Origin of the sequence: Streptomyces sp. NPDC059851 (genome assembly GCF_042732005.1) — a bacterium.
Taxonomy (GTDB): Bacteria; Actinomycetota; Actinomycetes; order Streptomycetales; family Streptomycetaceae; genus Streptomyces.
In genome coordinates this window covers 1-22,930 of the sequence record NZ_JBHWJJ010000136.1, presented here as the reverse complement: position 1 = coordinate 22,930, position 22,930 = coordinate 1, and the positions used below count along the sequence as shown (strand labels likewise).

18 protein-coding genes are annotated in these 22,930 nt (G+C 72.0%); 10 read left to right on the top strand and 8 right to left on the bottom strand.

Going from position 1 to position 22,930, the window contains the following annotated elements; translation table 11 throughout:
- Positions 1-304: 304 nt before the first annotated feature.
- Positions 305-802: a MarR family winged helix-turn-helix transcriptional regulator gene (locus ACFV7Q_RS31940; protein WP_385433818.1), complete on the bottom strand. Its 498-nt coding sequence runs from the start codon at positions 800-802 to the stop codon at positions 305-307.
- 104 nt (positions 803-906) lie between these two features.
- Here ACFV7Q_RS31940 and ACFV7Q_RS31935 point away from each other — a divergent pair, with 104 nt between their 5' ends.
- The 4 genes from ACFV7Q_RS31935 (at position 907) to ACFV7Q_RS31920 (ending at position 5,217) form a co-directional block, all read left to right on the top strand.
- Entirely contained in the window at positions 907-2,232 is a 1,326-nt protein-coding gene (locus ACFV7Q_RS31935) for an MFS transporter (protein ID WP_385433816.1), read from the top strand.
- A 94-nt stretch (positions 2,233-2,326) separates the two neighbouring features.
- Positions 2,327-3,298, top strand: coding sequence for an EamA family transporter (locus tag ACFV7Q_RS31930; RefSeq protein WP_385433814.1), 972 nt, complete (start codon positions 2,327-2,329; stop codon positions 3,296-3,298).
- 56 nt (positions 3,299-3,354) lie between these two features.
- A complete protein-coding gene (locus tag ACFV7Q_RS31925) occupies positions 3,355-4,290 on the top strand; it encodes a DMT family transporter (RefSeq protein ID WP_385433820.1) in 936 nt (311 codons plus the stop codon).
- Between the two features lie 9 nt (positions 4,291-4,299).
- A complete protein-coding gene (locus tag ACFV7Q_RS31920) occupies positions 4,300-5,217 on the top strand; it encodes a LysR family transcriptional regulator (RefSeq protein ID WP_385433812.1) in 918 nt (305 codons plus the stop codon).
- A gap of 97 nt (positions 5,218-5,314) precedes the next feature.
- Here the strand turns inward: ACFV7Q_RS31920 and pepN (ACFV7Q_RS31915) are convergent, their stop codons facing one another.
- Positions 5,315-7,900: an aminopeptidase N gene (gene pepN, locus ACFV7Q_RS31915; protein WP_385433810.1), complete on the bottom strand. Its 2,586-nt coding sequence runs from the start codon at positions 7,898-7,900 to the stop codon at positions 5,315-5,317.
- A 135-nt stretch (positions 7,901-8,035) separates the two neighbouring features.
- On the opposite strand from pepN (ACFV7Q_RS31915), the gene ACFV7Q_RS31910 reads away from it, so the two are divergent.
- Both ACFV7Q_RS31910 and ACFV7Q_RS31905 read left to right on the top strand, forming a co-directional pair.
- A complete protein-coding gene (locus ACFV7Q_RS31910; RefSeq protein WP_385433808.1) occupies positions 8,036-8,266 on the top strand; it encodes a type II toxin-antitoxin system ParD family antitoxin in 231 nt (76 codons plus the stop codon).
- On the top strand, positions 8,253-8,600 hold the full coding sequence (locus tag ACFV7Q_RS31905; RefSeq protein WP_385433806.1) for a type II toxin-antitoxin system PemK/MazF family toxin: 348 nt from the start codon (positions 8,253-8,255) through the stop codon (positions 8,598-8,600). Before ACFV7Q_RS31910 ends, ACFV7Q_RS31905 begins: the two co-directional genes overlap by 14 nt.
- Positions 8,601-8,756: 156 nt before the next feature.
- Here ACFV7Q_RS31905 and ACFV7Q_RS31900 read toward each other — a convergent pair whose 3' ends face one another.
- Positions 8,757-9,788 carry an aspartate-semialdehyde dehydrogenase gene (locus ACFV7Q_RS31900; protein WP_385433804.1) on the bottom strand — a complete coding sequence of 344 codons (1,032 nt, stop codon included), beginning with the start codon at positions 9,786-9,788 and terminating at the stop codon, positions 8,757-8,759.
- Positions 9,789-10,034: 246 nt separating this feature from the next.
- Between ACFV7Q_RS31900 and ACFV7Q_RS31895 the strand changes: the two genes are divergently transcribed.
- Positions 10,035-11,510, top strand: coding sequence for a M28 family metallopeptidase (locus tag ACFV7Q_RS31895; RefSeq protein ID WP_385433802.1), 1,476 nt, complete (start codon positions 10,035-10,037; stop codon positions 11,508-11,510).
- Between the two features lie 140 nt (positions 11,511-11,650).
- On the opposite strand, the gene ACFV7Q_RS31890 is transcribed toward ACFV7Q_RS31895, so the two are convergent.
- Together ACFV7Q_RS31890 and ACFV7Q_RS31885 are read right to left on the bottom strand one after the other, a co-directional pair.
- Positions 11,651-14,974, bottom strand: a complete 3,324-nt coding sequence (locus tag ACFV7Q_RS31890; protein ID WP_385433800.1) for a S8 family serine peptidase — start codon at positions 14,972-14,974, stop codon at positions 11,651-11,653.
- A 275-nt stretch (positions 14,975-15,249) separates the two neighbouring features.
- On the bottom strand, positions 15,250-15,819 hold the full coding sequence (locus ACFV7Q_RS31885; protein ID WP_385433798.1) for a CGNR zinc finger domain-containing protein: 570 nt from the start codon (positions 15,817-15,819) through the stop codon (positions 15,250-15,252).
- A gap of 142 nt (positions 15,820-15,961) precedes the next feature.
- Here ACFV7Q_RS31885 and ACFV7Q_RS31880 point away from each other — a divergent pair, with 142 nt between their 5' ends.
- Both ACFV7Q_RS31880 and ACFV7Q_RS31875 read left to right on the top strand, forming a co-directional pair.
- Positions 15,962-16,420 (top strand): VOC family protein, encoded by a 459-nt coding sequence (locus tag ACFV7Q_RS31880; RefSeq protein WP_385433796.1) that lies wholly within the window; start codon positions 15,962-15,964, stop codon positions 16,418-16,420.
- A gap of 29 nt (positions 16,421-16,449) precedes the next feature.
- Positions 16,450-17,352: a pyridoxamine 5'-phosphate oxidase family protein gene (locus ACFV7Q_RS31875; protein WP_385433794.1), complete on the top strand. Its 903-nt coding sequence runs from the start codon at positions 16,450-16,452 to the stop codon at positions 17,350-17,352.
- Here the strand turns inward: ACFV7Q_RS31875 and ACFV7Q_RS31870 are convergent.
- Together ACFV7Q_RS31870 and pepN (ACFV7Q_RS31865) are read right to left on the bottom strand one after the other, a co-directional pair.
- Positions 17,328-18,287, bottom strand: a complete 960-nt coding sequence (locus tag ACFV7Q_RS31870) for a hypothetical protein (protein WP_385433792.1) — start codon at positions 18,285-18,287, stop codon at positions 17,328-17,330. The two genes, ACFV7Q_RS31875 and ACFV7Q_RS31870, sit on opposite strands and share 25 nt — an antisense overlap.
- Positions 18,288-18,532: 245 nt before the next feature.
- Positions 18,533-21,085 (bottom strand): aminopeptidase N, encoded by a 2,553-nt coding sequence (pepN, locus tag ACFV7Q_RS31865; RefSeq protein ID WP_385433790.1) that lies wholly within the window; start codon positions 21,083-21,085, stop codon positions 18,533-18,535.
- Positions 21,086-21,207: 122 nt separating this feature from the next.
- On the opposite strand from pepN (ACFV7Q_RS31865), the gene ACFV7Q_RS31860 reads away from it, so the two are divergent.
- Entirely contained in the window at positions 21,208-21,855 is a 648-nt protein-coding gene (locus tag ACFV7Q_RS31860) for a DsbA family protein (RefSeq protein WP_385433788.1), read from the top strand.
- Positions 21,856-22,018: 163 nt separating this feature from the next.
- On the opposite strand, the gene ACFV7Q_RS31855 is transcribed toward ACFV7Q_RS31860, so the two are convergent.
- The gene (locus ACFV7Q_RS31855) at positions 22,019-22,675 is read right to left on the bottom strand and encodes a superoxide dismutase (protein WP_385433786.1); all 657 of its coding nucleotides are present in this window, start codon (positions 22,673-22,675) and stop codon (positions 22,019-22,021) included.
- Between the last annotated feature and the right edge of the window lie 255 nt (positions 22,676-22,930).

The window sequence follows — 22,930 nt, the reverse complement described above, 5'->3', positions numbered from 1 at the left end:
CACCCCCCCCGCTGCCACTTTTGTTTACACCCACCAGCGTGATGTCCCCCCACCACACCGACGGCCCCCTCATAACTGCGGCCGGCGCGGGGCGGCGCCCTCTCCGGGACCGGCACGGCACACATTCCAAGGCTTCCGGGGCGCCGGAGGGCCGCGGGCCGGTGCGATGCGCATCGGCCCCCGTGCGGACCTCCGGCGCCTTGTCGTGCCCGGGCGCCGGCGTGCTGTTGTCCCGCGCCGGCGGATCGTGCCCCGGCTCCGGCGGCCGGGCCGGGGCGACGGCTGGGACCGTGACGGCGTTCGGCTAGAGGCCGGCGAGCAGTTTCCGCAGCAGGCCGCTGAGCACGGTGACCTCTTCCTCGGTCAGTCCGGTCAGCGCGGCGCGCTGCACCTCCAGGCCGGCGGAGACGGCCTCGTCGACGAGGGCGAGCCCGCGGTCGGTGATCACGACCTGGAGTCCCCGCCGGTCGTGCGGGTCGGGCTTGCGGCACAGGAGCCCCGCCTTCTCCAGTTTGTCCAGGCGGCCCGTCATGCCGCCCGTCGTGAGCATGAGCGTGGCCGACAGTTGCCGCGGCGAGAGGGTGTAGGGCGCGCCGGAGCGGCGCAGCGTCCCCACGACGTCGAACTCGCCGCGTGAGAGCCCGTGCTGGGCGTAGGCCCGCTCCATCGCGTCCCCCATGGCCCGGGCGATCCGGTAGATGCGTCCGAAGAGCTCCATGGGGGCGGTTTCCAGGTCCGGCCGCTCCACGGCCCACTGGTCGATGATCGCGTCGACGGCGTCCTTGTTGGCCTCGGTGGTCATGGCGGCAGTATCCGCCCACCCGCTGATCGTTCGCAAGAAAGTTGCTTGACGAAAAGTAGCTTAGGGGTAAGCTACTTGCTATCGACCTACTTCGGGGGGAATCCATGGCAGGGGCAGGCGCGCGAACAGGGGCGGGGATACGGGAGGGGCGTGTCGCGGGGGAGCGGCCGCTGCTCGTCGGCGTCGGCATCAGCGCCGTCGGCATCGGCATGTACATACCGTTCTCGCTGGTCTTCTTCCACCACGTCACCGGGCTCTCCTTCCCGCTGGTCGGCCTGGTCCTCACGGCCACCGGGCTGGCCGGGCTCGCGTTCATGCCGCTGGCCGGCTCGGCCGTCGACCGGTTCGGCGCCAAGCGGGCCAACCTGGTGCTCTACGCGGTCCGCGCGCTCGGGTTCGCGCTCTACCCCTTCGCCGACTCGCTGCCCGCCTTCGCCGCCGTCGCACTCGTCACCGCCCTGGCCGACCGCTCCTTCCCCGTGGTGCAGCAGTCCCTGATCGGGGAGGTGGCGCTCGGCTCCGCCCGCGACCGGCTCCAGGCCTCCCTCCGGGCCCTGCAGAACGCCGGGATGGGCGCGGGCGCCCTGATCGTCTCCGGTGTGCTGGCCCTCTGGGGGACCTCCGCCTTCACCCACACCGCCTGGGGCAACGCCTTCGCCTTCGCCCTCGCCGGGCTGCTCGTCGCCCGGGTCCGCCCCGCCGCCGGCGCCCCGGCCGGCTCCGCCGCGCGGGGGCCCGCCGGATACCGGATGGTCCTGCGCGACCGGCCCTTCCTCGGGCTCACCGCCGCCAACTTCCTGACCGCGCTGGGCTACGCCGCCCTGTCCGTGCTCTTCCCGCTCTACATCGCCACGTGGCTGCACGGCCCCGACTCCCTCACCGGAGCCGCGTTCACCGTCAACACCGCGCTGTGCGCCGGGATCGGCGTCCTGGTCGCGAGCAGGGTCCGGCGCTCGGGGGCCCGCCGCACCCGCTCGGCCGCCTTCGGGGCCCTGCTCTTCGCCGCCGCCTTCGTCGGACAGATCGTGCTCGGCACGCTCCGCCCCGGGCAGACCGTGACCCTCGTCGCCCTGCTGGCCATCGTCGTCGTCTACACCCTGGGCGAGCTGGTGCACAGCCCCTCGGGCGGGGCCCTGTCGGTCTCCGCCGCCCCGGAGGCCGTGCGCGGCCGCTACCTCGCCACCTACCAGCTGTCCTACTCGCTGGCCACGGCCCTCGCCCCGTCCCTCTTCACCACCCTGCTGGCCGTCGACGGCCGGCTGCCCTGGGCGGTCCTCGCCGTCGCCGCCCTCGGCGCCGCCTTCGCCCTGATCCGCCTGGAGCGGCACCTCCCGGCCGGGGCCGTGTACGCCGAGCCGCCGGCCGGGCCCCTGGACCGGGGGCCGCACCGGGGCGCGGGTGGATCCGCTCCCGCCCCGGCCGCCGCCTGACCGGCCGCCGCCCGACCTGCCGCTCCGGTCCGTTCCGCCCCCGCCACTCCGGTCCTCCGCCCGCGTTCCTCACCCCATCGAGGAGTCACCCGCCATGAAGCGCCTCGCCACCGTCGCCGTCACCGCCCTCGCCCCCGTGTCCTGGGGTTCCACCTATGCCGTGACCACCGAGCTGCTGCCGCCCGACCGGCCCCTGTTCACCGCCGCCATGCGGGCCTTACCCGCCGGGCTGCTGCTCACCGCCCTGTCCCGGACCTTGCCCACCGGCCGGTGGTGGGGGCGGGCCGCCGTGCTGGGCTCGCTCAACATCGGCGCCTTCTTCCCGCTGCTGTTCCTCTCCGCCTACCGGCTGCCCGGCGGTGTCGCCGCCGTCCTCGGCTCGGTCGGCCCGCTGTTCGTCGTCGGGCTCGCCGCCCTCCTCCTGGGGGAGCGGGCGCGGCTGCGGACCGTACTGGCCGCCGTCACGGCCGCGTTCGGCGTCAGCATGGTCGTCCTCACCGCCGAGGCCCGGCTCGACGCGGTCGGCGTCCTCGCCGGCCTCGTCTCCTCCGCCTCCATGGCCGCCGGGACCGTCATGACCAAGCGTTGGGGACGCCCCGAGGGCGTCGGGCCACTGGCCATGACCGGCTGGCAGCTCACCGCCGGCGGGCTGGTCATCATCCCGGTCGCGGCCCTGGTCGAGGGGGCGCCGCCCGCGCTCGACGGCAAGGCCCTCCTCGGCTACGGCTACATGATGCTGATCAACACGGGGATCGCCTACTGGCTCTGGTTCCGCGGCATCGGGCAGCTCACCGCCACCTCGGTCACCCTGCTCGGACCGCTCTCCCCGCTCACCGCGGCCGTCATCGGCTGGGCCGCCCTCGGGCAGGCGCTGACCCCCGTACAGCTGCTGGGCATGGCCATCGCCTTCGGCGCCACCGTCGCCGGGCAGGTGTTCGCCGCCCGGGCGGCCGAGCCGCCGGCCCCGGCCCCGACTACTGCCCCGAAGACCGGAGCTTTCAGTTCTACTGAAAAGAACAATCGAAACGTTTCGATGGACCTGACCAGTGGCCGGGTGCGACGGTAGGAGCCGAAAAGGCAGCCGAAGACCAGACCCCGAGGGGGAGACACACCGTGGCCGTCATGGACCGGGTCCGCACCACCCGCCCGACCACGCCCGCAGGCCGGGCGGCGATCGAGGGGACCGGGGCTTGCGGGCCCGCCGGCCTCGGTGTGCTCCTCGCCCTGACCGCCACGGTCGTCTGGTCAGGCAGCTTCGTCGCCACCCGCGGCATGGCCGACGGCGTTCCGCCCGTCCAGGCCGTCTTCTGGCGCTGGATCATCGCCGCCGTCGCCGTGGCCCCCTTCGCCGCCCCACAGGCGTGGCGGCAGCGGGCGCTGGTCCGCAAGCACCTCGGCTTCACCGCCCTCGCCTCGCTCTTCGGCGTCGCCCTGTACAACACCCTCGTCCACCAGGCCGGATTGACCACCTCCGCCTCCAACATGGGCATGATCATGGCGGCTTCACCGGTCGTCATGACGCTGTACGCCCGCCTCGGCGGCGAACGGCTCGGCCCCCGGCGCACCGTGGGCCTGCTCCTCGCCGTCCTCGGTGTGCTGCTCCTCGTCGGGGACGGCTCCCTGAGCTTCCACTTCGGCGCCGGCGACCTGTGGATGCTCGCCGCCGCCCTGTGCTTCGCCACCTACAGCGCACTGCTCCGGCGCAAGCCCGCCGAGCTCGGCGGACGCGCCTTCCTCCTGACGACCTTCGTCCTCGGCGCGCTGATGCTGGCGCCCGCGTACGCCGTCTCGCTCCGGCTCCAGGGCGGTTTCGCCGTCACCCCCGGCACCGCCGGGATGCTGCTCTACGTCGGCGTCATGTCCTCCGCGGTGGCCTTCTTCGCCTGGAACAAGGCCGTCTCCCTCATCGGCGCGGCCCGCGCGGGCGTCGTCTACTACCTCCAACCGGTGTGCGTCGCCGGACTCGGCCTGTTGCTGCTCGGCGAGCGCACGGGCCCCGGCGAACTGCTGTGCATGGCGCTGATCCTGGGCGGCGTGGGCCTGGGGGCCCGGCGGTAGGTTCGTTCCGTGACCGAGTGGGACATCAAGAAACTGCGGATCCTGCGGACCCTCGCCGAACGGGGCACCGTGACCGCGACGGCCGAGGCGCTGCACATGACGCCCTCGGCCGTTTCGCAGCAGCTGACCAACCTCGCCCGGCAGGTGGGCGTACCGCTGCTGGAGGCCCACGGCCGCCGGGTCCGCCTCACGGACGCCGCACAGCTCGTCCTGCGGCACGCGGACGCGGTGTTCGCGCAGCTGGAGCGGGCGGACGCCGAGCTGGCCGGCTACCAGGCCGGGGACGTGGGGGAGGTCCGGATCGGCGCCTTCTCCACGGCCGTGCCGGTGCTCGTGGTCCCCGCGGTCGCGGCCCTGCGCGCCGCCCACCCCGGGGTGGGGGTACGGGTGCGGGAGACCGAGGCCGCAGAGTCGTACGAGCTGCTCTCCGCCGGGACGGTCGACCTGGCCCTGTCGCTGGCGGCGCACGCCCCGACCGCCCGCGACGCCCGGTTCACCCGGATCACGCTGCTGGAGGACCCGCTCGACGTGGCCCTGCCGCCGGACCACCCGCTGGCGCGGGCGCCGGACCTGAGGCTGGCGGACCTGTCCGGCGACCCGTGGATCTACGGGGGCAGCGGCCCCTGGCAGGAGATCGCCCGCACCGCGTGCGAGGCCGCCGGCTTCGTCCCCGAGCAGGCGCACACCGCGGCCGGCTGGACCGCGATCCTCTCCATGGTGGAGGCCGGGATGGGCGTGGCCCTCGTCCCCCGGATGGTGTCGAGCCGGGCCGCGGGCGTGGCCGTCCGCGTCCTGGCCCACGACCGACCCACCCGTCACGTCATCGCGGCCACCCGCCGCGGAGCGGAGTCGGCCCCGGCCCTGGCCCGGGTGGTACGGGCCCTGCAGGACGTGGCCGCGCTGCGGACGGCCTCTCCGCAGGCATGACGGCCACGCGCCGGTGCCCCGGACCGCCTCAGCGGACCGGGGCACCGGTCGGTTCACCGCCGCGCGACGTCGGTCACCGCGCTGCGGACGCCGCGCGTCAGGCGCCGGCCGCGGCCGCGTCGGCCGCCTGGGCCTTCAGGGCGCGCTCGATGCCCGCGCGGGACTCCGAGACCAGGCGGCGCAGGGCCGCGTTGGGCTCGGCCGAGGCCAGCCAGGCGTCCGTCGCGGCCAGCGTCGCCTCGGAGACCTGGAGGGACGGGTACAGACCCACCGCGATCTGCTGGGCGATCTCGTGGCTGCGGCTCTCCCAGATCCCCTTGACCATCTCGAAGTACTTCGCCGTGTACGGGGCCAGCAGTTCGCGCTGGTCGGTCTGGACGAAGCCGCCGATCACCGCCTCCTGCACCGCGTTCGGCAGGTCCGCGGACTCCACCACCGAAGCCCAGGCCGCCGCCTTGGCCTCGGCCGTCGGGCGCGCCGCGCGCGCCGTCGCCGCGTGCCGCTCGCCCGCCGCCGTACGGTCGCGCTCCAGCTCCGCCGCGATCTCCGGCTCGTCCACGACACCCGTCGCGGCCAGCCGCTCCAGGAACGCCCAGCGCAGCTCGGTGTCCACGACCAGGCCCTCGACCTCGGCGGCCCCGTCCAGCAGCGCCTTCAGGTAGGTGAGCTGGCCCTCGGTGCGGGCCGTCGCCGCGAACGCGCGGGCCCACGCCAGCTGGTGGTCGCTGCCCGGCTCCGAGGCGCGCAGGTGCTCCAGCGCGGCCTCGGTCCAGGTCGCCAGGCCCTGCTCCCGCCACGCCGGGTCGGCGTACAGGTCGACCGCCAGCTTCACCTGCCGCTGCAGCGACTGCACGACGCCGATGTCCGACTCCTTGCCGATGCCCGACAGGACCAGGGACAGGTAGTCGCGGGTGGCCAGCTCGCCGTCCCGGGTCATGTCCCAGGCCGAGGCCCAGCACAGGGCCCGCGGCAGCGACTCGGTGAAGTCACCCAGGTGCGCGGTGACGGTGGCCAGCGACTGCTCGTCGAGGCGGACCTTCGCGTACGACAGGTCGTCGTCGTTGAGCAGCACGACCGCCGGGCGCGTACGGCCGACCAGCTCCGGCACCTCGGTCAGTTCGCCGTCGACGTCCAGCTCGATCCGGTCGGCGCGCACCAGCTTGCCGCCGTCGAGGTCGTACAGGCCGATCGCGATCCGGTGCGGGCGCAGCGTCGGCTCGCCCTGGGCGCCGGCGGGCAGCGCCGGGGCCTCCTGGGCGACCGCGAAGGCGGTGACGACGCCGTTCGCGTCCGTCTCGATCTGCGGGCGCAGCACGTTGATGCCGGCGGTCTCCAGCCATGCCTTCGACCAGGCCGCCAGGTCGCGGCCGGAGGTCTCCTCCAGGGCGTCCAACAGGTCCGACAGGCGCGTGTTGCCGAAGGCGTGCGCCTTGAAGTACGCCTGCACGCCCTTGAAGAACGCCTCCATGCCGACGTAGGCGACGAGCTGCTTGAGGACCGAGGCGCCCTTGGCGTACGTGATGCCGTCGAAGTTGACCAGGACGTCGTCCAGGTCACGGATGTCCGCCATGATCGGGTGCGTGGACGGCAGCTGGTCCTGCCGGTACGCCCAGGTCTTCATCGAGTTGGCGAACGTGGTCCACGCGTGGGGCCACTTCGAGCCCTCGGCGTACGCCTGGCAGGCGATCGAGGTGTACGTCGCGAACGACTCGTTCAGCCACAGGTCGTCCCACCACTCCATGGTGACCAGGTCGCCGAACCACATGTGCGCCAGCTCGTGGAGGATGGTCTCGGCGCGGACCTCGTACGCCGCGTCCGTCACCTTCGAGCGGAAGACGTACTGGTCGCGGATGGTGACCGCACCCGCGTTCTCCATCGCGCCCGCGTTGAACTCCGGTACGAACAGCTGGTCGTACTTGGCGAACGGGTAGTCGTACGCGAACTTCTCCTGGAACCAGTCGAAGCCCTGCCGCGTGACGTCGAAGATCGCGTCCGAGTCCAGGAACTCGGCCAGCGAGGGCCGGCAGTAGATGCCGAGCGGCACCGACTGGCCGTCCTTGCCCTCGTAGGTGCTGTGCACCGAGTGGTACGGGCCCACGATCAGGGCGGTGACGTACGTGGAGATGCGCGGGGTCGGCTCGAAGCGCCAGACGTCGTCCACGACCTCGGCGGGCGCCGGCGTGGGGGAGTTCGAAATGACCGTCCAGCCCTCGGGCGCCTTCACGGTGAACCGGAACGTCGCCTTCAGGTCAGGCTGTTCGAAGCTGGCGAAGACCCGCCGGGCGTCCGGCACCTCGAACTGGGTGTACAGGTAGGCCTGCTGGTCGACCGGGTCGACGAAGCGGTGCAGGCCCTCGCCCGTGTTGGTGTACGCGCAGTCCGCGACCACCTTCAGCTCGTTGTCCCCGGCGAGCAGGCCGGTCAGCGCGATGCGCGAGTCCCGGAACACGGCGGCCACGTCCAGGGACGTGCCGTTGAGGACGACCTCGTGCACGGCCGGCGCGACCAGGTCGATGAAGGTCTCCGCGCCCGCCTCGGCGGACCGGAAGCGCACGGTCGTCACGGACGGGTACGTACCGCCCTCCTGCGCCCCACTCAGGTCGAGGTCGATCTCGTACGAGTCGACGCTGAGCAGCTTCGCCCGCTGCCGGGCCTCTTCACGCGTCAGATTCGTGCCAGGCACGCGTTCATCTCCTTCGATGGTGACGTTCCCGGTCATCCTTCCATGCCGCAGCCGCAACGGGCCTGTAGCTACGCTGCCAGCGGAGCGCCCGGCGGAGGGTGGTCGTCGTTGTGCTACCGCGGTAGCATCGTGGGTATGAAGATCAGTGTGAGCCTGCCCCAGGAGGACGTGGCCTTCGTCGACGAATACGCGGCCAGGACGGACGCCGACTCCCGCTCGGCCGTGATCCACGCGGCCATCGACCTGCTACGGCAGGCCGAGCTGGAAGCCGAGTACACCGAGGCGTTCGCCGAGTGGGACGGCGGCGAGGACGCAGCCCTGTGGGATCGGGCGTCGGGGGACGGGATCAGCGATGAGGCGGGGTGACATCCACATGATCGACCTGGAGCCCGTGCGCGGAAGCGAGGCGAACAAGACCAGGCCGGCGGTCCTGGTCTCGCACAACGCCGCGAACGACTCCGTGGAGCGCCACGGCCGCGGCGTCGTCACGGTGGTTCCTCTGACGTCGAACACGGCCCGCGTGCTGTCGTTCCAGGTCTTCCTCTCGGCCGAGGAGGCCGGCCTGCCCAAGGACTCGAAGGTCCAGTGCGAGCAGATCCGCGCGGTCACCGTGGAGCGCGTGCGCCAGCGGATCGGCACGGTGCCGCGTCGGCGGATGGCCGAGATCGATGCCGCGCTCCGGCGCCACCTGGCGCTCTGAAACAGAAGGGAGTGGGGGGGGGGGCGGGCGGGGGCGCCCCCCCCCCCGCCCCCGGGGGGGGGGGGGGGGGGCGGGCGGGCCGCCCGGGGGCCGGGGGGGGGGGGGGGGCCCGCCCCCCCGCGCCCCCCCCCCCACTCCCTCGCGCGGCGGGGCGGGTCAGGAGCGGCCGAGCTCCTCGGCGACGAGCTCGGCGATCTGGACCGCGTTCAGGGCCGCGCCCTTGCGGAGGTTGTCGCCGGACAGGAAGAGCGCCAGACCGTGCTCGACGGTCTCGTCCACGCGGATGCGGCCGACGTACGAGGCGTCCTTGCCGGCCGCCTGGAGCGGGGTGGGGATCTCCGACAGCTCGACGCCGGGGGCGTCCTTCAGCAGCTCGTAGGCGCGCTCCACGCTGATCGGGCGGGCGAAGCGGGCGTTGACCTGGAGGGAGTGGCCGGAGAAGACCGGGACGCGCACGCAGGTTCCGGAGACCTTGAGGTCCGGGATCTCCAGGATCTTGCGGGACTCGTTGCGGAGCTTCTGTTCCTCGTCGGTCTCGAAGGAGCCGTCCTCCACGATCGAGCCCGCCAACGGCAGCACGTTGAAGGCGATCGGGCGCTTGTAGACGCCAGGCTCGGGGAACTCGACGGCCTCGCCGTCAAACGCCAGCTGGTCGGCCTGCTCGGCGACCGCGCAAGCCTGGGTGCGCAGCTCGGCGACACCGGCCAGGCCCGAGCCGGACACGGCCTGGTAGGTGGTGGCGACCAGCGCGGTCAGCCCGGCCTCCTCGTGCAGCGGGCGCAGCACGGGCATGGCGGCCATGGTGGTGCAGTTGGGGTTGGCGATGATGCCCTTGGGGCGGTTCTTGATCGCGTGCGGGTTCACCTCGGACACGACCAGCGGGACCTCGGGGTCCTTGCGCCAGGCGGAGGAGTTGTCGATCACGACGGCGCCCTGCGAGGCGACCTTCTCGGCGAGGGCCTTGGAGGTGGCGCCGCCCGCGGAGAACAGCACGATGTCCAGGCCGGTGTAGTCGGCCGTGGCGGCGTCCTCGATGGTGATCTCGCGGCCCTCCCACTGCAGGGTCGAGCCCGCGGAACGGGCCGAGGCGAACAGCCGCAGCTCGTCCACCGGGAACTTGCGCTCGGCGAGGATGCTGCGCATGACTCCGCCGACCTGGCCGGTGGCTCCGACGATTCCAACCCTCACGGTGACTCCTTTGGTGCGTACGACGCGGGCGCGTGAAGCCATCATGCGTTCGACCCCACGAGGCTTGTCCAATCCATTGTCCGAGGAGCGGACGACGTTCCGGTCGTGAACCCCTGTGACGAATCCGTGACGGCCCTGTTGCGGCAGGCCCGAACGCCCCATTTGCAGGATGGCGACCGGTTACGGTGCGGTCTGTCGTGCCCGCTATCCGGACACGCGTTCCGCACTACGAACTGGGGGAACACCGTGCGCGCCATCCGCCGCCGACGGTCGATACCGACCCTCGCCGCCCTCGCGGCCGCCGCCGTCGCCACACCCGTCCTGCTGGCCGCCGCCCCGGCGGACGCCCACCCGCGCGACGGCCGGCTCGCCAAGAAGCTGGTGGAGGAGGTCACCGCCCGCGGCGCCCAACGCCACCTGGCCAGCTTCCAGCGGATCGCCGACGCCAACGGCGGCAACCGGGCCGCCGGCACATCCGGCCACGCCGCCTCCGCCGCCTACGTCCACGACACCCTGAAGAAGGCCGGGTACCAGGTCTCGTACCAGGACTTCTACATCTACGAGGCGCGCACGAAGACGCAGAAGACCACCGTCCTCGGCGCGGAACCGCGCGAGCTGGCCACCGCCGCCTTCACCCTCACCCCCTCCACCCCGGTGGGCGGCCTGACCGCCCCCCTCGCCCTCGCCCGCGTCGACGAGACCCCGGGCTGCGACGCCGACGACTACCCGGCCGGGGCCTTCAAGGGGAAGATCGCCCTGGTCAAGCGGGGCGCCTGCACCTTCTTCGAGAAGCAGCGGGCCGCCGCCGCGGCCGGCGCCATCGGCCTGATCGTCTACAACCACGGCGGCACCACCCCCGTGCAGGGCTCCTTCTCCTCGCCCGCCGAGGCGACCATCCCGAGCGCGGGAATCACCCTCGCCGACGGCCAGGCGCTGACCGAGGCCGCGGGCCGGGGAGAGGTCAGCGTCCGCCTGGAGGTGGACCAGGAGCACATCAGGAAGACCACCCGCAACGTGATCGCGGAGACCCGAGGGGGCCGCGCCGACCGCGTCGTCACCGTCGGCGCCCACCTGGATTCGGTCAAGGAGGGCCCGGGCATCAACGACAACGGCTCCGGCTCGGCCGGCCTGCTGGAGGTCGCCCTGAAGCTGGCCGAGCGGACCCGCGGCAAGGGCGGGCAGCCCGCGAACAAGGTCCGCTTCGCCTGGTGGTCGGCGGAGGAGGCGGGCCTGCTGGGCTCCCGGCACTACGTGGCGCAGCTGTCCGAGGAGCAGAAGAAGAGCATCGCGCTCTACCTGAACTTCGACATGATCGCCTCGCCGAACCCGGTCCAGTTCGTGTACGACGGGGACGACTCCGACAAGCAGGGCGCGGGCCCCGGCCCGGCCGGCTCCGCGCAGATCGAGGCGCTGATCAAGGGCTTCCTCGACCGGAAGGGCGAGCCGCACGAGGGCACCGACTTCGACGGTCGCTCCGACTACGGTCCGTTCATCGCGAACGGCATCCCGGCCGGCGGCACCTTCACCGGTGCCGAGGGCATCAAGACCGCCGAGCAGGCCCGGCGCTACGGCGGCACGGCCGGCGCCCCTTACGACCCGAACTACCACGGGGCGGGCGACGACCTGAAGAACATCGACGTCAAGGCCTTCGACACCAATCTCGACGTCATCGCGTACTCGGTGGGCACCTACGCCCAGGACCTGCGCTCGCTCGGCAACTGACCGGAGCGGTCCCCGGCGGTTGAGGAGGTCGCCCGGGACGTGCGGAAGGGGCGGGCGCCGTGGCGCCCGCCCCTTCGTCATGCGGTCATGCGGTCATGCGGTCATGCGTCCAGCGGTCTTTCGACCGGAAGGACCCCCCGTTACGGGAGGACCTTCTCGATCTGCACGCTGCCGGTGCCGGCAGCGGTGCCGCGGGAGTTCAGCAGCTTGACCTCGCCGAAGAACTGCCGGCCCTCGGGGGCGGGCGCGTTCGCGACGACGTTGGCCGAGACGGCCACCGAGGCACCGTTGGCGAGGTTCACCGCGGCACCCTCGTCGACCTGGACGGAGCCGAGGCCGGAGGAGAAGTACACGTCGCGGTAGTCGTACGTGGTGGAGCCGGCCGGAACGGCGTAGCCGGTGACCACGATGGTGTAGGTGCCGGCGGCCGGGTTGACCAGGCTCACCGTCTCCTCGGAGTCGCCGTCGGCGGAGGAGCCGACCTTCACGCCGTCCTTGAGGACGTCGAGGTCGAGGTCGGCGCCGGTGTCGGACGTCTTGCCGATCGCCACGTCCAGGCGGGAGACGCCCTCACCGATGGTGACCGTGGTGGTCTGCTGCTCGCCGCCCGCGATGGTCGGCTTGGCGACCTTGGCGGAGCCGAGCGGGCCGCCCTGGAGCTTGCCGCCGGAGATGGCCGCGGCCTCGTTCTTGACGGTCCACTGGACCGGGGCCGGGGTGCCCTGCTTCACCTCGGGCAGGACCTTGACCGCCGGGTCGAAGCCCGCGCCGAGGACGCTGACGTCCAGCTTGAACGGGTTGTCCAGCAGCGGCGACGTACGGCGCGACTCGACCTCGATCTCCCAGACGCCCGGGGCCGGGTTCTCGTACGAGCGCAGGTCGGGGCGGCACTTGTTGGCCGGGTTGTCGTAGTTCGGGTAGCACTGGGTGGTGGCGCTGTCCTCGACGCCCACGCCGTACGGGTGGATCGAGATGAAGCGCGTCTGGCTGCCCGCCGCGAGACCGCCGAGGGCGACCTCGAGCGTCTTCGCGCCCTGCGGCACGGTGACGAAGTACGACTTGTGGCTGTTGCGCTGCACGGAGGAGGTCTCCGACAGCGTGAACGACGGCTTCGCCAGCGGAGCGGCGGCGACGACCGTGGTCAGGACCTGCTTGTCGATGCCCTCGGTGGTCTCGTCGTCCAGCTGCAGGATGCCGCTGTGCACGCCGGCCGTCTTGGCGTTGGCCTCGACCTTGATGGTGACGGGCTTGTTCAGCGGAAGCGTGACGTAGTCGTAGCCGCCGAGGATCTTGAACGTGCCGTCGTTGTTCCGCCAGCTCAGGTTGTGGCGGGTGCCGTACTTGACGCCGGTGGTGCGGGTCACGACGACGTCGTAGACCTTCTTCTGGCCGACCTTCAGGCCGCCCTCGCGGTCGTAGAGGCCGGTGCCGAAGCCCGGGGTCTTCAGGAACTGGTCGATCGCGGTGTCGACCGGAGCCTTGACGGTGAACTCGTTGGCCTTGGCGTCGCGCTGGACGGACTCCCAGGCCTCGTTGACGTCGAGCAGGCCCGCGCCCTGGGCGTGCGCCGGGACGTCCTCGATCTTCTTGGCGGTGCTGGTGAGCGCCACGCGCATCGCGGCCGGGGTCAGCTTGATGTTGTGCTGCTTCGCGGCGGAGAGCAGCAGGGCTCCGGCGCCCGCCGCCTGCGGCGAGGACATCGAGGTGCCCTGGAGCATGCCGTAGCCGGCCGGCAGGTCGTAGCCCGCCTCCTTCACCGGCGCGCCGGGCAGCCAGGTCTGGATGGTGTTGATGGACGCGCCGGGGGCGGTGATGGTCGGCGTGAAGCCACCGTCCTCACGCGGGCCGCGCGAGGAGAAGTTGAACATGTTGTACTTCTTGGTCACGCCGGAGCCGTAGTTGGCGGCCCAGGTCTCCTTGGAGACCGCGGCACCCACGGAGATGACCTTGTCGGCGAGGCCGGGGTCGCCGATGGTGTTGACGCCGGGGCCCTCGTTGCCCGCCGAGATGACGAGCTGGACGCCGTAGGTGTCGATGAGGTTCTTGTAGAGCTCGGCGCGCGCGTTGTTGCCGTCGTTCAGCGCCGGCAGGCCGCCGATCGACATGTTGACGATGTCCACGCCGCGGTTGACGACGAGGTCGATCATGCCCTCGGTCAGTGCGACGTTGGTGCAGCCGCCGGACCAGGAGCAGGCGCGGGAGGAGACGAGCTTGGCGCCGGGCGCCTGGCCGTTCATCTTGCCGCCGAAGAGGCTGTTGGCGGCGGTGATGCCGGCGACGTGCGTGCCGTGCTCGGACTCGATGATGCCGATGTTGACGAAGTCGGCCTTCTTGCCGACCCAGTCCCCGCCCAGCGGGTCCATCGGGACGTCCTTGCGGATCTGGATCACGAACGGGATGCGCTCGGAGACCTCGGTCGCCGGGTTGTCCGTGCCGAAGTAGCCGATCTGGTAGCCGTCCTTGTACGGCTTCATCGGCTCGTTGTTCGTGAAGTCGTTGTCCTGGTCGGTGTCGACGCGGACGGTGCCGGCGGCCGCGTCGTACAGCATGCCGAACCGGTCGGTGGTGTCGCCGTCGCGGTTGACGTCGCCCTTCATGTCACCGTTGGCGGTGATCGACTCGGTGAAGCGGCTCCACTGGTACGAGCCTTCCGGAGCCTTCCAGCTCTGGCCGCCCGCGGTGAAGGAGGCACCGGAAACCGGGGTGACCTGCGGACGCCAGGTGCCGTCGTTGTCGACGATCGGGTCGGTCGCGGTGACCCAGTCGACGATCTTGCGCTCGCCGGTGGTCGTCTTCTGCAGCGCCGGGTGGGCGACGTCGACGCCCGAGTCCAGGATGCCGATGGTCACGCCGCGGCCGTCGGCCTGCGGGTTCTTCGCGACGAAGTCCACCGAACCGGTCTCGAAGGACGGGTTGTACGGGTTCTTCGCCGGGGTGTTCTTGTCCGGCGCCGCGTAGTTCTCGGATGCGGTCTTCTGCGCCTTGCCCGACTCCTTGCCCGCGTCGGGGCGCGGGTCCGGAAGCTGGATCTCGTGCTTGAGGTCCATCGCGTGCACGGAGGACAGCTTGGCGGCGGCCTTCAGCGCGGCCTCGGCCTTGCCGGTCGGCAGGGTGGCCCGCACGTAGCCGAGCTTGTCGTTGGCCTGGCCGACCGAAGCGCCCTGGACGGACGTGAGCTGGTCGGCGACCTGCTTGGTCTGCCCCGGGGCGGTGGCCACCATGACGGTGACGGTCGCGTCACCCTTGGCCTTGGCCTCCTGCAGCAGTTCGGCATCGGCCGAACCCAGCTTCTGGTCGGCGGACTTGACGGCCGGACCGGTTCCCGGCGTGCCGGTGCCGGTGCCGGTCGCCGCGAACGCGGGCACGGCGCCCGTCGCGGAGAGCGCGGCCACCAGGCCGGCCGCGGCCGCGACGCGTGCGACGCGCCGGGCCCCGGATATCGAACTGGGGGATTCGAAGGTCATCAGCATCCCTGGCTAAGTGAAAGAAACGCTCCGGTATTCGGTGCCGGATGACCGGTCAGCTTTCCTCACGCGACAGGGCTTTGGGGAGGTCTGTCATTTACCGAGACCTGACATGGCGGACTCCCGCCAGCGCGCGGCGTGCGCCATCGGGGTCGTACCAGGGCATACCCCGGTGAACCAGGGGGGTCAGTGAGTTGATTTGTCGACTTCCCGACCTTGTGACAGGGGGGGCGGGTACGGTCAGCCGCCGGTCGGGTGTGACAACTTCCGGCGTTTCAGCGCTCGCGCGTGCGCGCGTAGTGACGTGAAGCCTTCGCGCGGTTCCCGCAGGCGGACATCGAGCACCAGCGCCGGGTCCCGTTCCGCGAGGTGTCGTGGAAGTGGAGCACGCAGGTCTCCGAGGCGCACTTGCGGATCCGGTCGGGCGCCGAGCGCAGCAGTTCCAGGTAGTCGCGGGCGGCCGTCCAGGCCGGACCCCACGAGCGGTCGTCGAACTCGGCCCGCTCGCCGGGCCCTTCGGCGGTCAGGGTGGCGCGGATGCGCCCGTGCTCCAGGACGGCGTCGACCAGCTCGCGGGCGCTCCCGTCCGCCGGGTCGGCGACGGCGCGGGCCAGTGCCTCGCGGGCGGTCAGCAGGTGGACGAGGGTCGAGGGGTCGGCGCGGAAGCGGTCGGCCAGCCCGGCGCTGCGCAGCCAGAGGGCGAGCCCCTCCATGCGGGTCAGCCCGAAGGCGCCGGCGAAGAGGTCGACCGGTGCGCCGTCGTGCATCCAGCGCGTGTTCAGCAGGTCCAGGGCGATCGGCTCACCCGTCAGGGGGCGGGGGTCCGCCGTCGCCTCCGTGGCCATCTCGCCGCTCCTTCGCGTACGCCTGCTAACCCCTCAAGGGTACGTGACCGGTTGACGTCCCTGGGTCTAACCGTTAATTTGGATTTAGATGGTTAGAGCGCCCCGCTGGGAGACCGTAGGGGCCCGTCGAAAGGGGGCAGCCGTGACGGCTGTCATCAGCGCGCTGCGCACCGGACACATCGGCCTGAACGTCACCGACCTCACCCGCTCGCTCGTCTTCTACCGAGACGCCCTCGGCTTCGACCTCCTCGGCGAGGGAACGGAGGAGGACCGCCGCTTCGCCTTCCTCGGCCGGGACGGCGAACTCGTCCTCACCCTGTGGCAGCAGGCCGACAGCGGCTACGCCCCTGCGGCGGCCGGACTGCACCACCTGGCGTTCAGCGCCGACGGCATCGACGGGGTCCGCGCGTACGAGACGCGGCTGCGCGACCTGGGCGTCCCGTTCGCCTACGACGGCGTCGTCGCCCACGGCGAAGGCGCGGCCTCCGGCGGGATCTTCTTCCACGACCCCGACGGCACCCGCCTGGAGATTTCCGCCCCGAAGGGCGCCGAGGGCGCACCCGCCCCCACGCCGGGGGCCCCGACCTGCGGCTTCTTCTAGAAGCCCGCGGACCGACGCAGGAGGTCGTCATGGACCGGTACCACCCGGGCTCGCTGGCCGTGCAGGAACGGGTCGGCGTGCGCGAGCTCGCCGAGCACGTCGGCCGCTCGATCGGCACGGACATCAAGGACGTCGCCGCGGCCTTCCTGGAGCGGCAGCCGCACCTGGTCGTCGGCGCCGCCGACACCGCCGGGCGGCTGTGGGCCTCGCTGCTCACCGGCCCTCCCGGCTTCGTCCGGGCCGTGGACGCCCGCCGTATGGCGGTCGCCGGCGGGCTCCCGGCCGGGGACCCGCTCGCCGGAGCCCTCGCCGCCGACGGCACCCGGGTCGGGACCATCGCCCTCGACCCGCGCACCCGGCGCCGGATGCGGCTGAACGGAATCCTGGCGGCGACCCCGGGCGGGTTCGCCGTCGCGGCCGAGCAGGTCTTCGCCAACTGCCCCAAGTACCTGCAGAAACGGCAGCCGCTGGAGCGGATCGCCGAGGGTCCCGGGGTCGTGCGGCGCGGGGGAGCGCTCACCCCGGGCCAGGAGCGGGCCGTCCGCACCGCGGACACCTTCTTCGTCGCGACCACCGCCGGGGGCCGCACGGAGGCGAGCCACCGCGGCGGCCTGCCGGGCTTCGTGGAGGTGCTGTCGCCGACCGAGCTGACCTGGCCGGACTACCCCGGCAACGCCATGTTCCTCACCCTGGGGAACCTGGCCGCCGACCCGAGGGCCGGGCTCCTCTTCCCCGACTGGGAGACCGGGGCGGTGCTCCAGCTCAGCGGCCGGGCGCGGACGGAGTTCGGGGCGGACGGCGGCCGCGCCGTGGTCTTCCACGTCGAGGAGGCCGTCGAGGCCCTGCACCCGGGGCGGCTGCTGTGGAGCACCCCGGAGTACTCGCCGGCGAACCCGGCGCCGCCCCCTCACCGCGGAAGCACCACCAGGTAAGCGGCGGGCTCGCGGTCCTCGGCCGCCGTCAGGGCGGTCCGCAGGACCGCGGCCTGTTGCTCGGGCCAGTCGCGCAGCTTGCGCGGGGTGACGTGGACGACGGTCACCCCGAGCCGCTCCAGGGCCTCGCGCTTGCGCACGGCCTCCGACCAGTCCTCGTCCTCGCCCTGCCGGGGCGCACGCGTGTCGATCTCCACGGCCACGGCCTGCTCGGGCCAGTACGCGTCGACCCCGCCCAGGTGCGGGCCCGCGGGCAGGCGCAGGTCCACGTTCCACACCGGCTCGGGGAGGTCGAAGCCGCGGACGAGCCGGTACAGCCGGTCCTCGGCGATGGCCCGCCCCTCGGCGAGGAGGGACTCGACGGCGTCCACGACGTGCGGCCGGTTCAGCAGTCGGGCCACCGTCAGTTCCCTCACCACGGCGGCGGGTTCGCAGTGCCCGGCGCGGACCGCCTCGCTGAGCAGGCGGCGCACCGTCCCGGCGTCGGAGAGCTGGGCGACGGCGTCGGCCAGGGCCCGGGCCACCGGGGCCACGGGCAGCCCGGTCACCTCCACCGGGCGGGGCGGCGTGTGCGTCCGGACGATGCGGACGGTGCCGACGGAACGCAGCCGGCGGGTGTGCGGGACGAGCACGTCGATCTGCGGGAGGGAGAGCAGGGCGGGGGTGCAGCCGAACCGGTACAGGGCGAGCGCGGCCAGGCCGGTGACCATCACCTCGCCGCCGCGCCGGCCCGCGTACAGCAGGGCCGCGTGCAGCCGCTCCTCGCTCGTGGCGGCCCCGGAGTGCAGGAGGAAGACGCCCGGCAGGATCTCCTGCCAGGAGCGGTCCGCGGCGTCGGAGGCGGTGACGCCGTGCTCGCGAAGCTGGGCGAGGGTCAGCACGCGGGGGCGGCTGTCGGTGAGGTGGGCGAGGGGGAGGGGTGCGTTGTGGTTCATGCCGCGGAGATTCCCGCCCCGGGGACTCCTCCTAACCGCTGTTACCGTCCCGTCGACAAATCTGGACAAGACAGCACTAAAGTACTGCCGTTCGATTGCCGATAGCCGGCGGCGTATGGGCGCGGCGGGGTCGGTGCGGCGCTGCGCGCAGCTCTAGGAATGCCGGCGGGGCCGAAGACAGCCCCGCCGGCGTTTGAGGCGCGGGGGTTCGGGGGCGGAGCCCCCTGAAAGCCGGGCGGCGGCCGCTACTCGGCGGCGGCGTCGCAGGCCTGGGCGCGCAGGGCCCGGGCCAAGTCGTCCCGGCCCTCCAGCACCAGCCGTCGCAGCGCGGGCGCCGCGTCCTCGTGGGCCGACAGCCACGCGTCCGTCGCCTCCAGCGTCGCCCCGCTGTCCTGGAGCGCCGGGAACAGGCCCCGCACCACGTGCATGCCGATTTGGATCGACCGCTCCGCCCAGATCCGCTCGATCACCTCGAAGTAGCGGTCCGCGTACGGGGCCAGCAGGGCCCGCTGCGAGGGCTGCTGCATACCGGCGATCGTCGCCTCAACCAGCGCGTTCGACAGCGTGTCCGACTCGACGACCGCCGCCCACGCCTGGTCCTTGACCGCCGCCGACGGCCGCGCCGCCAGGCAGCGCACCTGGTGCCGCTTGCCCGACGCCGTGTCGTCCCGGGCCAGCTCCGCGGTCAGCACGGCTTCGTCCACCGCGCCGTGGGCGGCCAGCGGCAGCAGGAAGTCCCAGCGCAGCTCCTGGTCCACCTCCAGTCCGTCGATCCGCGCCGAACCGTCCAGCAGGCCCAGCAGCAGCTGGAAGTCGCCCTCCGTCGCCGCACCCGCCGCGAAGAACCGGGCCCACGTCAGCTGGTGCTCGGAGCCGGGCTCCGCGCGCCGCAGCTCCTGCAGGGCGCCCGCCGCCAGTACCCGCCCGCCCTGCTGGCGCCATGCGGGGGAGGCGTAGTGGGCGTGCGCGGCCAGCGCCTGCGAGTGCACCATCTGCAGCACGCCGACATCGCTCTCGCGACCCGCGTGGGCCAGGACCAGGGAGATGAAGTCCCGCGCCGGCACCAGCCCGTCGCGGGTCAGGTTCCACAGCGCCGACCAGCACAGCGCCCGCGCGAGCGGGTCCGTGATGTCGCCCAGTCGCGTCCGCAGCGTCTCCAGCGAGCCCTCGTCGAAGCGGACCTTGCAGTAGGTCAGGTCGTCGTCGTTGACGAGCACCAGGTCGGGCCGCTCCAGCCCGGCCAGCTCCGCCACGACCGTCCGCGCCCCCGCCACGTCCACCTCGGCCTGCGCGAAGCGGACCAGCTTCCCCTCCTCCAGCCGGTACAGGCCGACCGCGACCCGGTGCGGGCGGAGCTCGTCTCCCTCCTGGAGGACGGCCAGCTCGGTCACCCGGCCGCCCGCGTCGTACGTCACCACCGGCGTCAGCACGTTCACGCCCGCCGTCTGCAGCCAGGCCCGCGACCACTCGGCCATGTCCCGCCCGGAGACTTCGCCGAGCACCGACAGCAGGTTGTCCAGGGTGGTGTTCCCGTACGCGTTGGCCTTGAAGTAGCGCCGCGCGCCCTCCAGGAACGCGTCCCGCCCCACGTACGCGACCAGCTGCTTGAGCACGGCCGCACCCTTGGAGTACGTGATGCCGTCGAAGTTGAGCTTGGCGGCCTCCAGGTCGCGGATGTCGGCCGTGATCGGGTGCGTCGAGGGCAGCTGGTCCGCCCGGTACGCCCAGGCCTTGCGGCTGTTGGCGAAGGTCACCCACGCCGTGTCGAAGCGGGTCGCCTCCACCTGCGAGAAGGAGCCCATGAAGTCCGCGAAGGACTCCTTCAGCCACAGGTCGTCCCACCACTTCATGGTGACGAGGTCACCGAACCACATGTGGGCCATCTCGTGCAGGATCGTGTTGCAGCGCCGCTCGTACGACGCCTGCGTCACCTTCCCGCGGAAGATGTACTCCTCGCGGAAGGTCACCATCCCCGGGTTCTCCATGGCGCCGAGGTTGTACTCCGGGACGAACGCCTGGTCGTACTTCCCGAACGGGTACGGGTAGTCGAAGTGCTCGTGGAAGAAGTCGAAGCCCTGCTTGGTGACGAGGAAGACGTCGTCCGCGTCGAAGTGCTTGGCCAGCCCCTTGCGGCACATCGCGCCCAGCGGGATCGTCAGGTCCCCGCGCGTGTAGGTGTCCGTCACGTAGTGGTACGGGCCCGCCACCACACAGGTGATGTACGTGGAGATCGGCGCGGTTTCGGTGAACCGCCGGGTCAGGCCCTCGCGGGACTCCTCCGCGCCGTTGCTCCACACCTGCCAGCCCTCGGGCGCGGTCACCTCGAAGCGGTACGGCGCCTTCAGGTCGGGCTGTTCGAAGTTCGCGAACACCCGGCGGGCGTCGGCCGGCTCGTACTGGGTGTAGAGGTAGACCTCGCCGTCCTCCGGGTCGACGAAGCGGTGCATGCCCTCGCCGGTCCGGCTGTACGCGCAGTTGGCGTCGACCACGAGGACGTTCTCGGAGGCCAGGCCGTCCAGGGTGATGCGCGCCCCGTCGAAGACGGAAGCCGGGTCGAGCTCCCGCCCGTTGAGGGTGACGGAGTTCAGGGAGGGCGCGATCAGGTCCACGAAGGTGGACGTGCCGGGCGCGGCCGCCCGGAAGCGGACGGTCGTCACCGAGCGGAAGGTCCTCGGACCCTCGGCGGACTCGGCCCCCTCCACGGCGGACCGTAGGTCGAGCGAGACCTCGTACCCGTCGACCGACACCAGTTCCGCCCGGACACGGGCCTCGTCACGGGACAGATTCTCTCCGGGCACGTGCACTCCTTCGTGCGAGATCTCGATACTGGGCGGAATCCTCCCACGGGGAATGCGGCCCGCCCCGGCCCGGTTGGCCAGGAAGACATGACCACGGTTGGATCGTCCGATCAAGGAGAGACATGACCGACACCCAGGTGCGCGAGAAGACCCCGGTCGACTTCTGGTTCGACCCGCTGTGCCCCTGGGCCTGGATGACGTCCCGCTGGATGCTGGAGGTCGAGAAGGTCCGCGACGTCGAGGTGCGTTGGCACGTGATGAGCCTCGCCGTGCTGAACGAGAACAAGCTGGACGAGCTGCCCGAGCGCTACCGCGAGATCCTCGGCCCGAAGGGGTTCGCTCCGGTGCGCGTCGTCATAGCCGCCCAGCAGAAGCACGGTGACGAGGTCACCGGCAAGCTCTACACCGCCCTCGGCACCCGGATCCACAACCAGGACCTCGGCGCGACCCGCGAGGTCATCGCCGCCGCCCTGGAGGAGGTCGGCCTGCCGGCCGAGCTGATCGACTACGCGGACTCCGACGAGTACGACGAAGTGCTGCGGGCCTCCCACCACAACGGCATCTCGCGCGTCGGCGAGGAGGTGGGCACGCCGGTGATCTCCGTGCCCGGCGCCGACGGCGGCGAGGTGGCCTTCTTCGGCCCCGTCGTCACGCCGACCCCGCGCGGCGAGTCCGCGGCCCGCCTGTGGGACGGGACCCTGCTCGTCGCCTCCACCCCGGGCTTCTACGAGATCAAGCGGACGCGGAACGAAGGACCCCGTTTCGACTGAGCCGATCTCCGCAGGGCGACAGGAGACCCCCGTGAGTCACGTCCTCACGGGGGTCTCCTGCTGGACACGCCCGCCCGTGAAGGTTGAGAAGACGATCACGAGGCGGACGGGCTGGCGGGGGCGGCCCCCACCCGGGCGGGGGCGGTCCCCCGGACGGCTGCGGTCAGCCCTTGGCGGGGATCAGCAGCGGGGTGTTGGCCTTGGCGTCGGCGTAGCGCTTGGCCACGTCCTGCCAGTTGACGACGTTCCACATCGCCTCGATGAAGTCCACCTTCTGGTTCTTGTACTGCAGGTAGAAGGCGTGCTCCCAGGCGTCGAAGACCAGGACCGGCACGGAGGACTGGCCGACGTTGCCCTGGTGGTCGTAGATCTGCTCGACGATCAGGCGGCCGCTGACCGGCTCGTACGCGAGGACGCCCCAGCCCGAGCCCTGCGTGGCGGAGGAGGCGAAGGTCAGCTGCTTCTTGAACTTCGCGAAGGAACCGAAGGACTCGGTGATCGCGTCGGCGAGCTCGCCCAGGCCGTCGGCCGCGGTCGGCTCCCCGCCGCCCTCGCCGGTCTTCGGGCTGGCCATGTTGTGCCAGTAGATGCTGTGCAGGATGTGGCCCGAGAGGTGGAAGGCGAGGTTCTTCTCCAGGCCGTTCAGGGCGGCCCAGTTCTCCTTGTCCCGTGCCTCCTCCAGCTGCTCCAGGGTGTCGTTCGCGCCCTTGACGTAGGCAGCGTGGTGCTTGTCGTGGTGCAGCTCGATGATCTGCGGGTTGATCACCGGCTCCAGAGCCGAGTACTCGTACGGAAGCTCGGGAAGCGTGTAGATGGCCATGCGTGTAATCCGGTCCCCTCAGCGTGCCAACTGCTATTGCAATCAATGCGCAACTGCACGCTAGCAGTATCTATTCCAGCTCACACGTAAGGCTCACCTTGGTACGCGTGGGGGCGGGCCCGCGCCCCCACGCGTAAACCGCCCCTGCGACCCCGCGTGATCACGACCCGCGGAAAACGGGGAGGCGGGCCGGGGGCCTGAGCCGCCCGGGCCCGCCCAGCAGCAAAAGGTGGGGGTGCGGGCGGGTGACGCCCG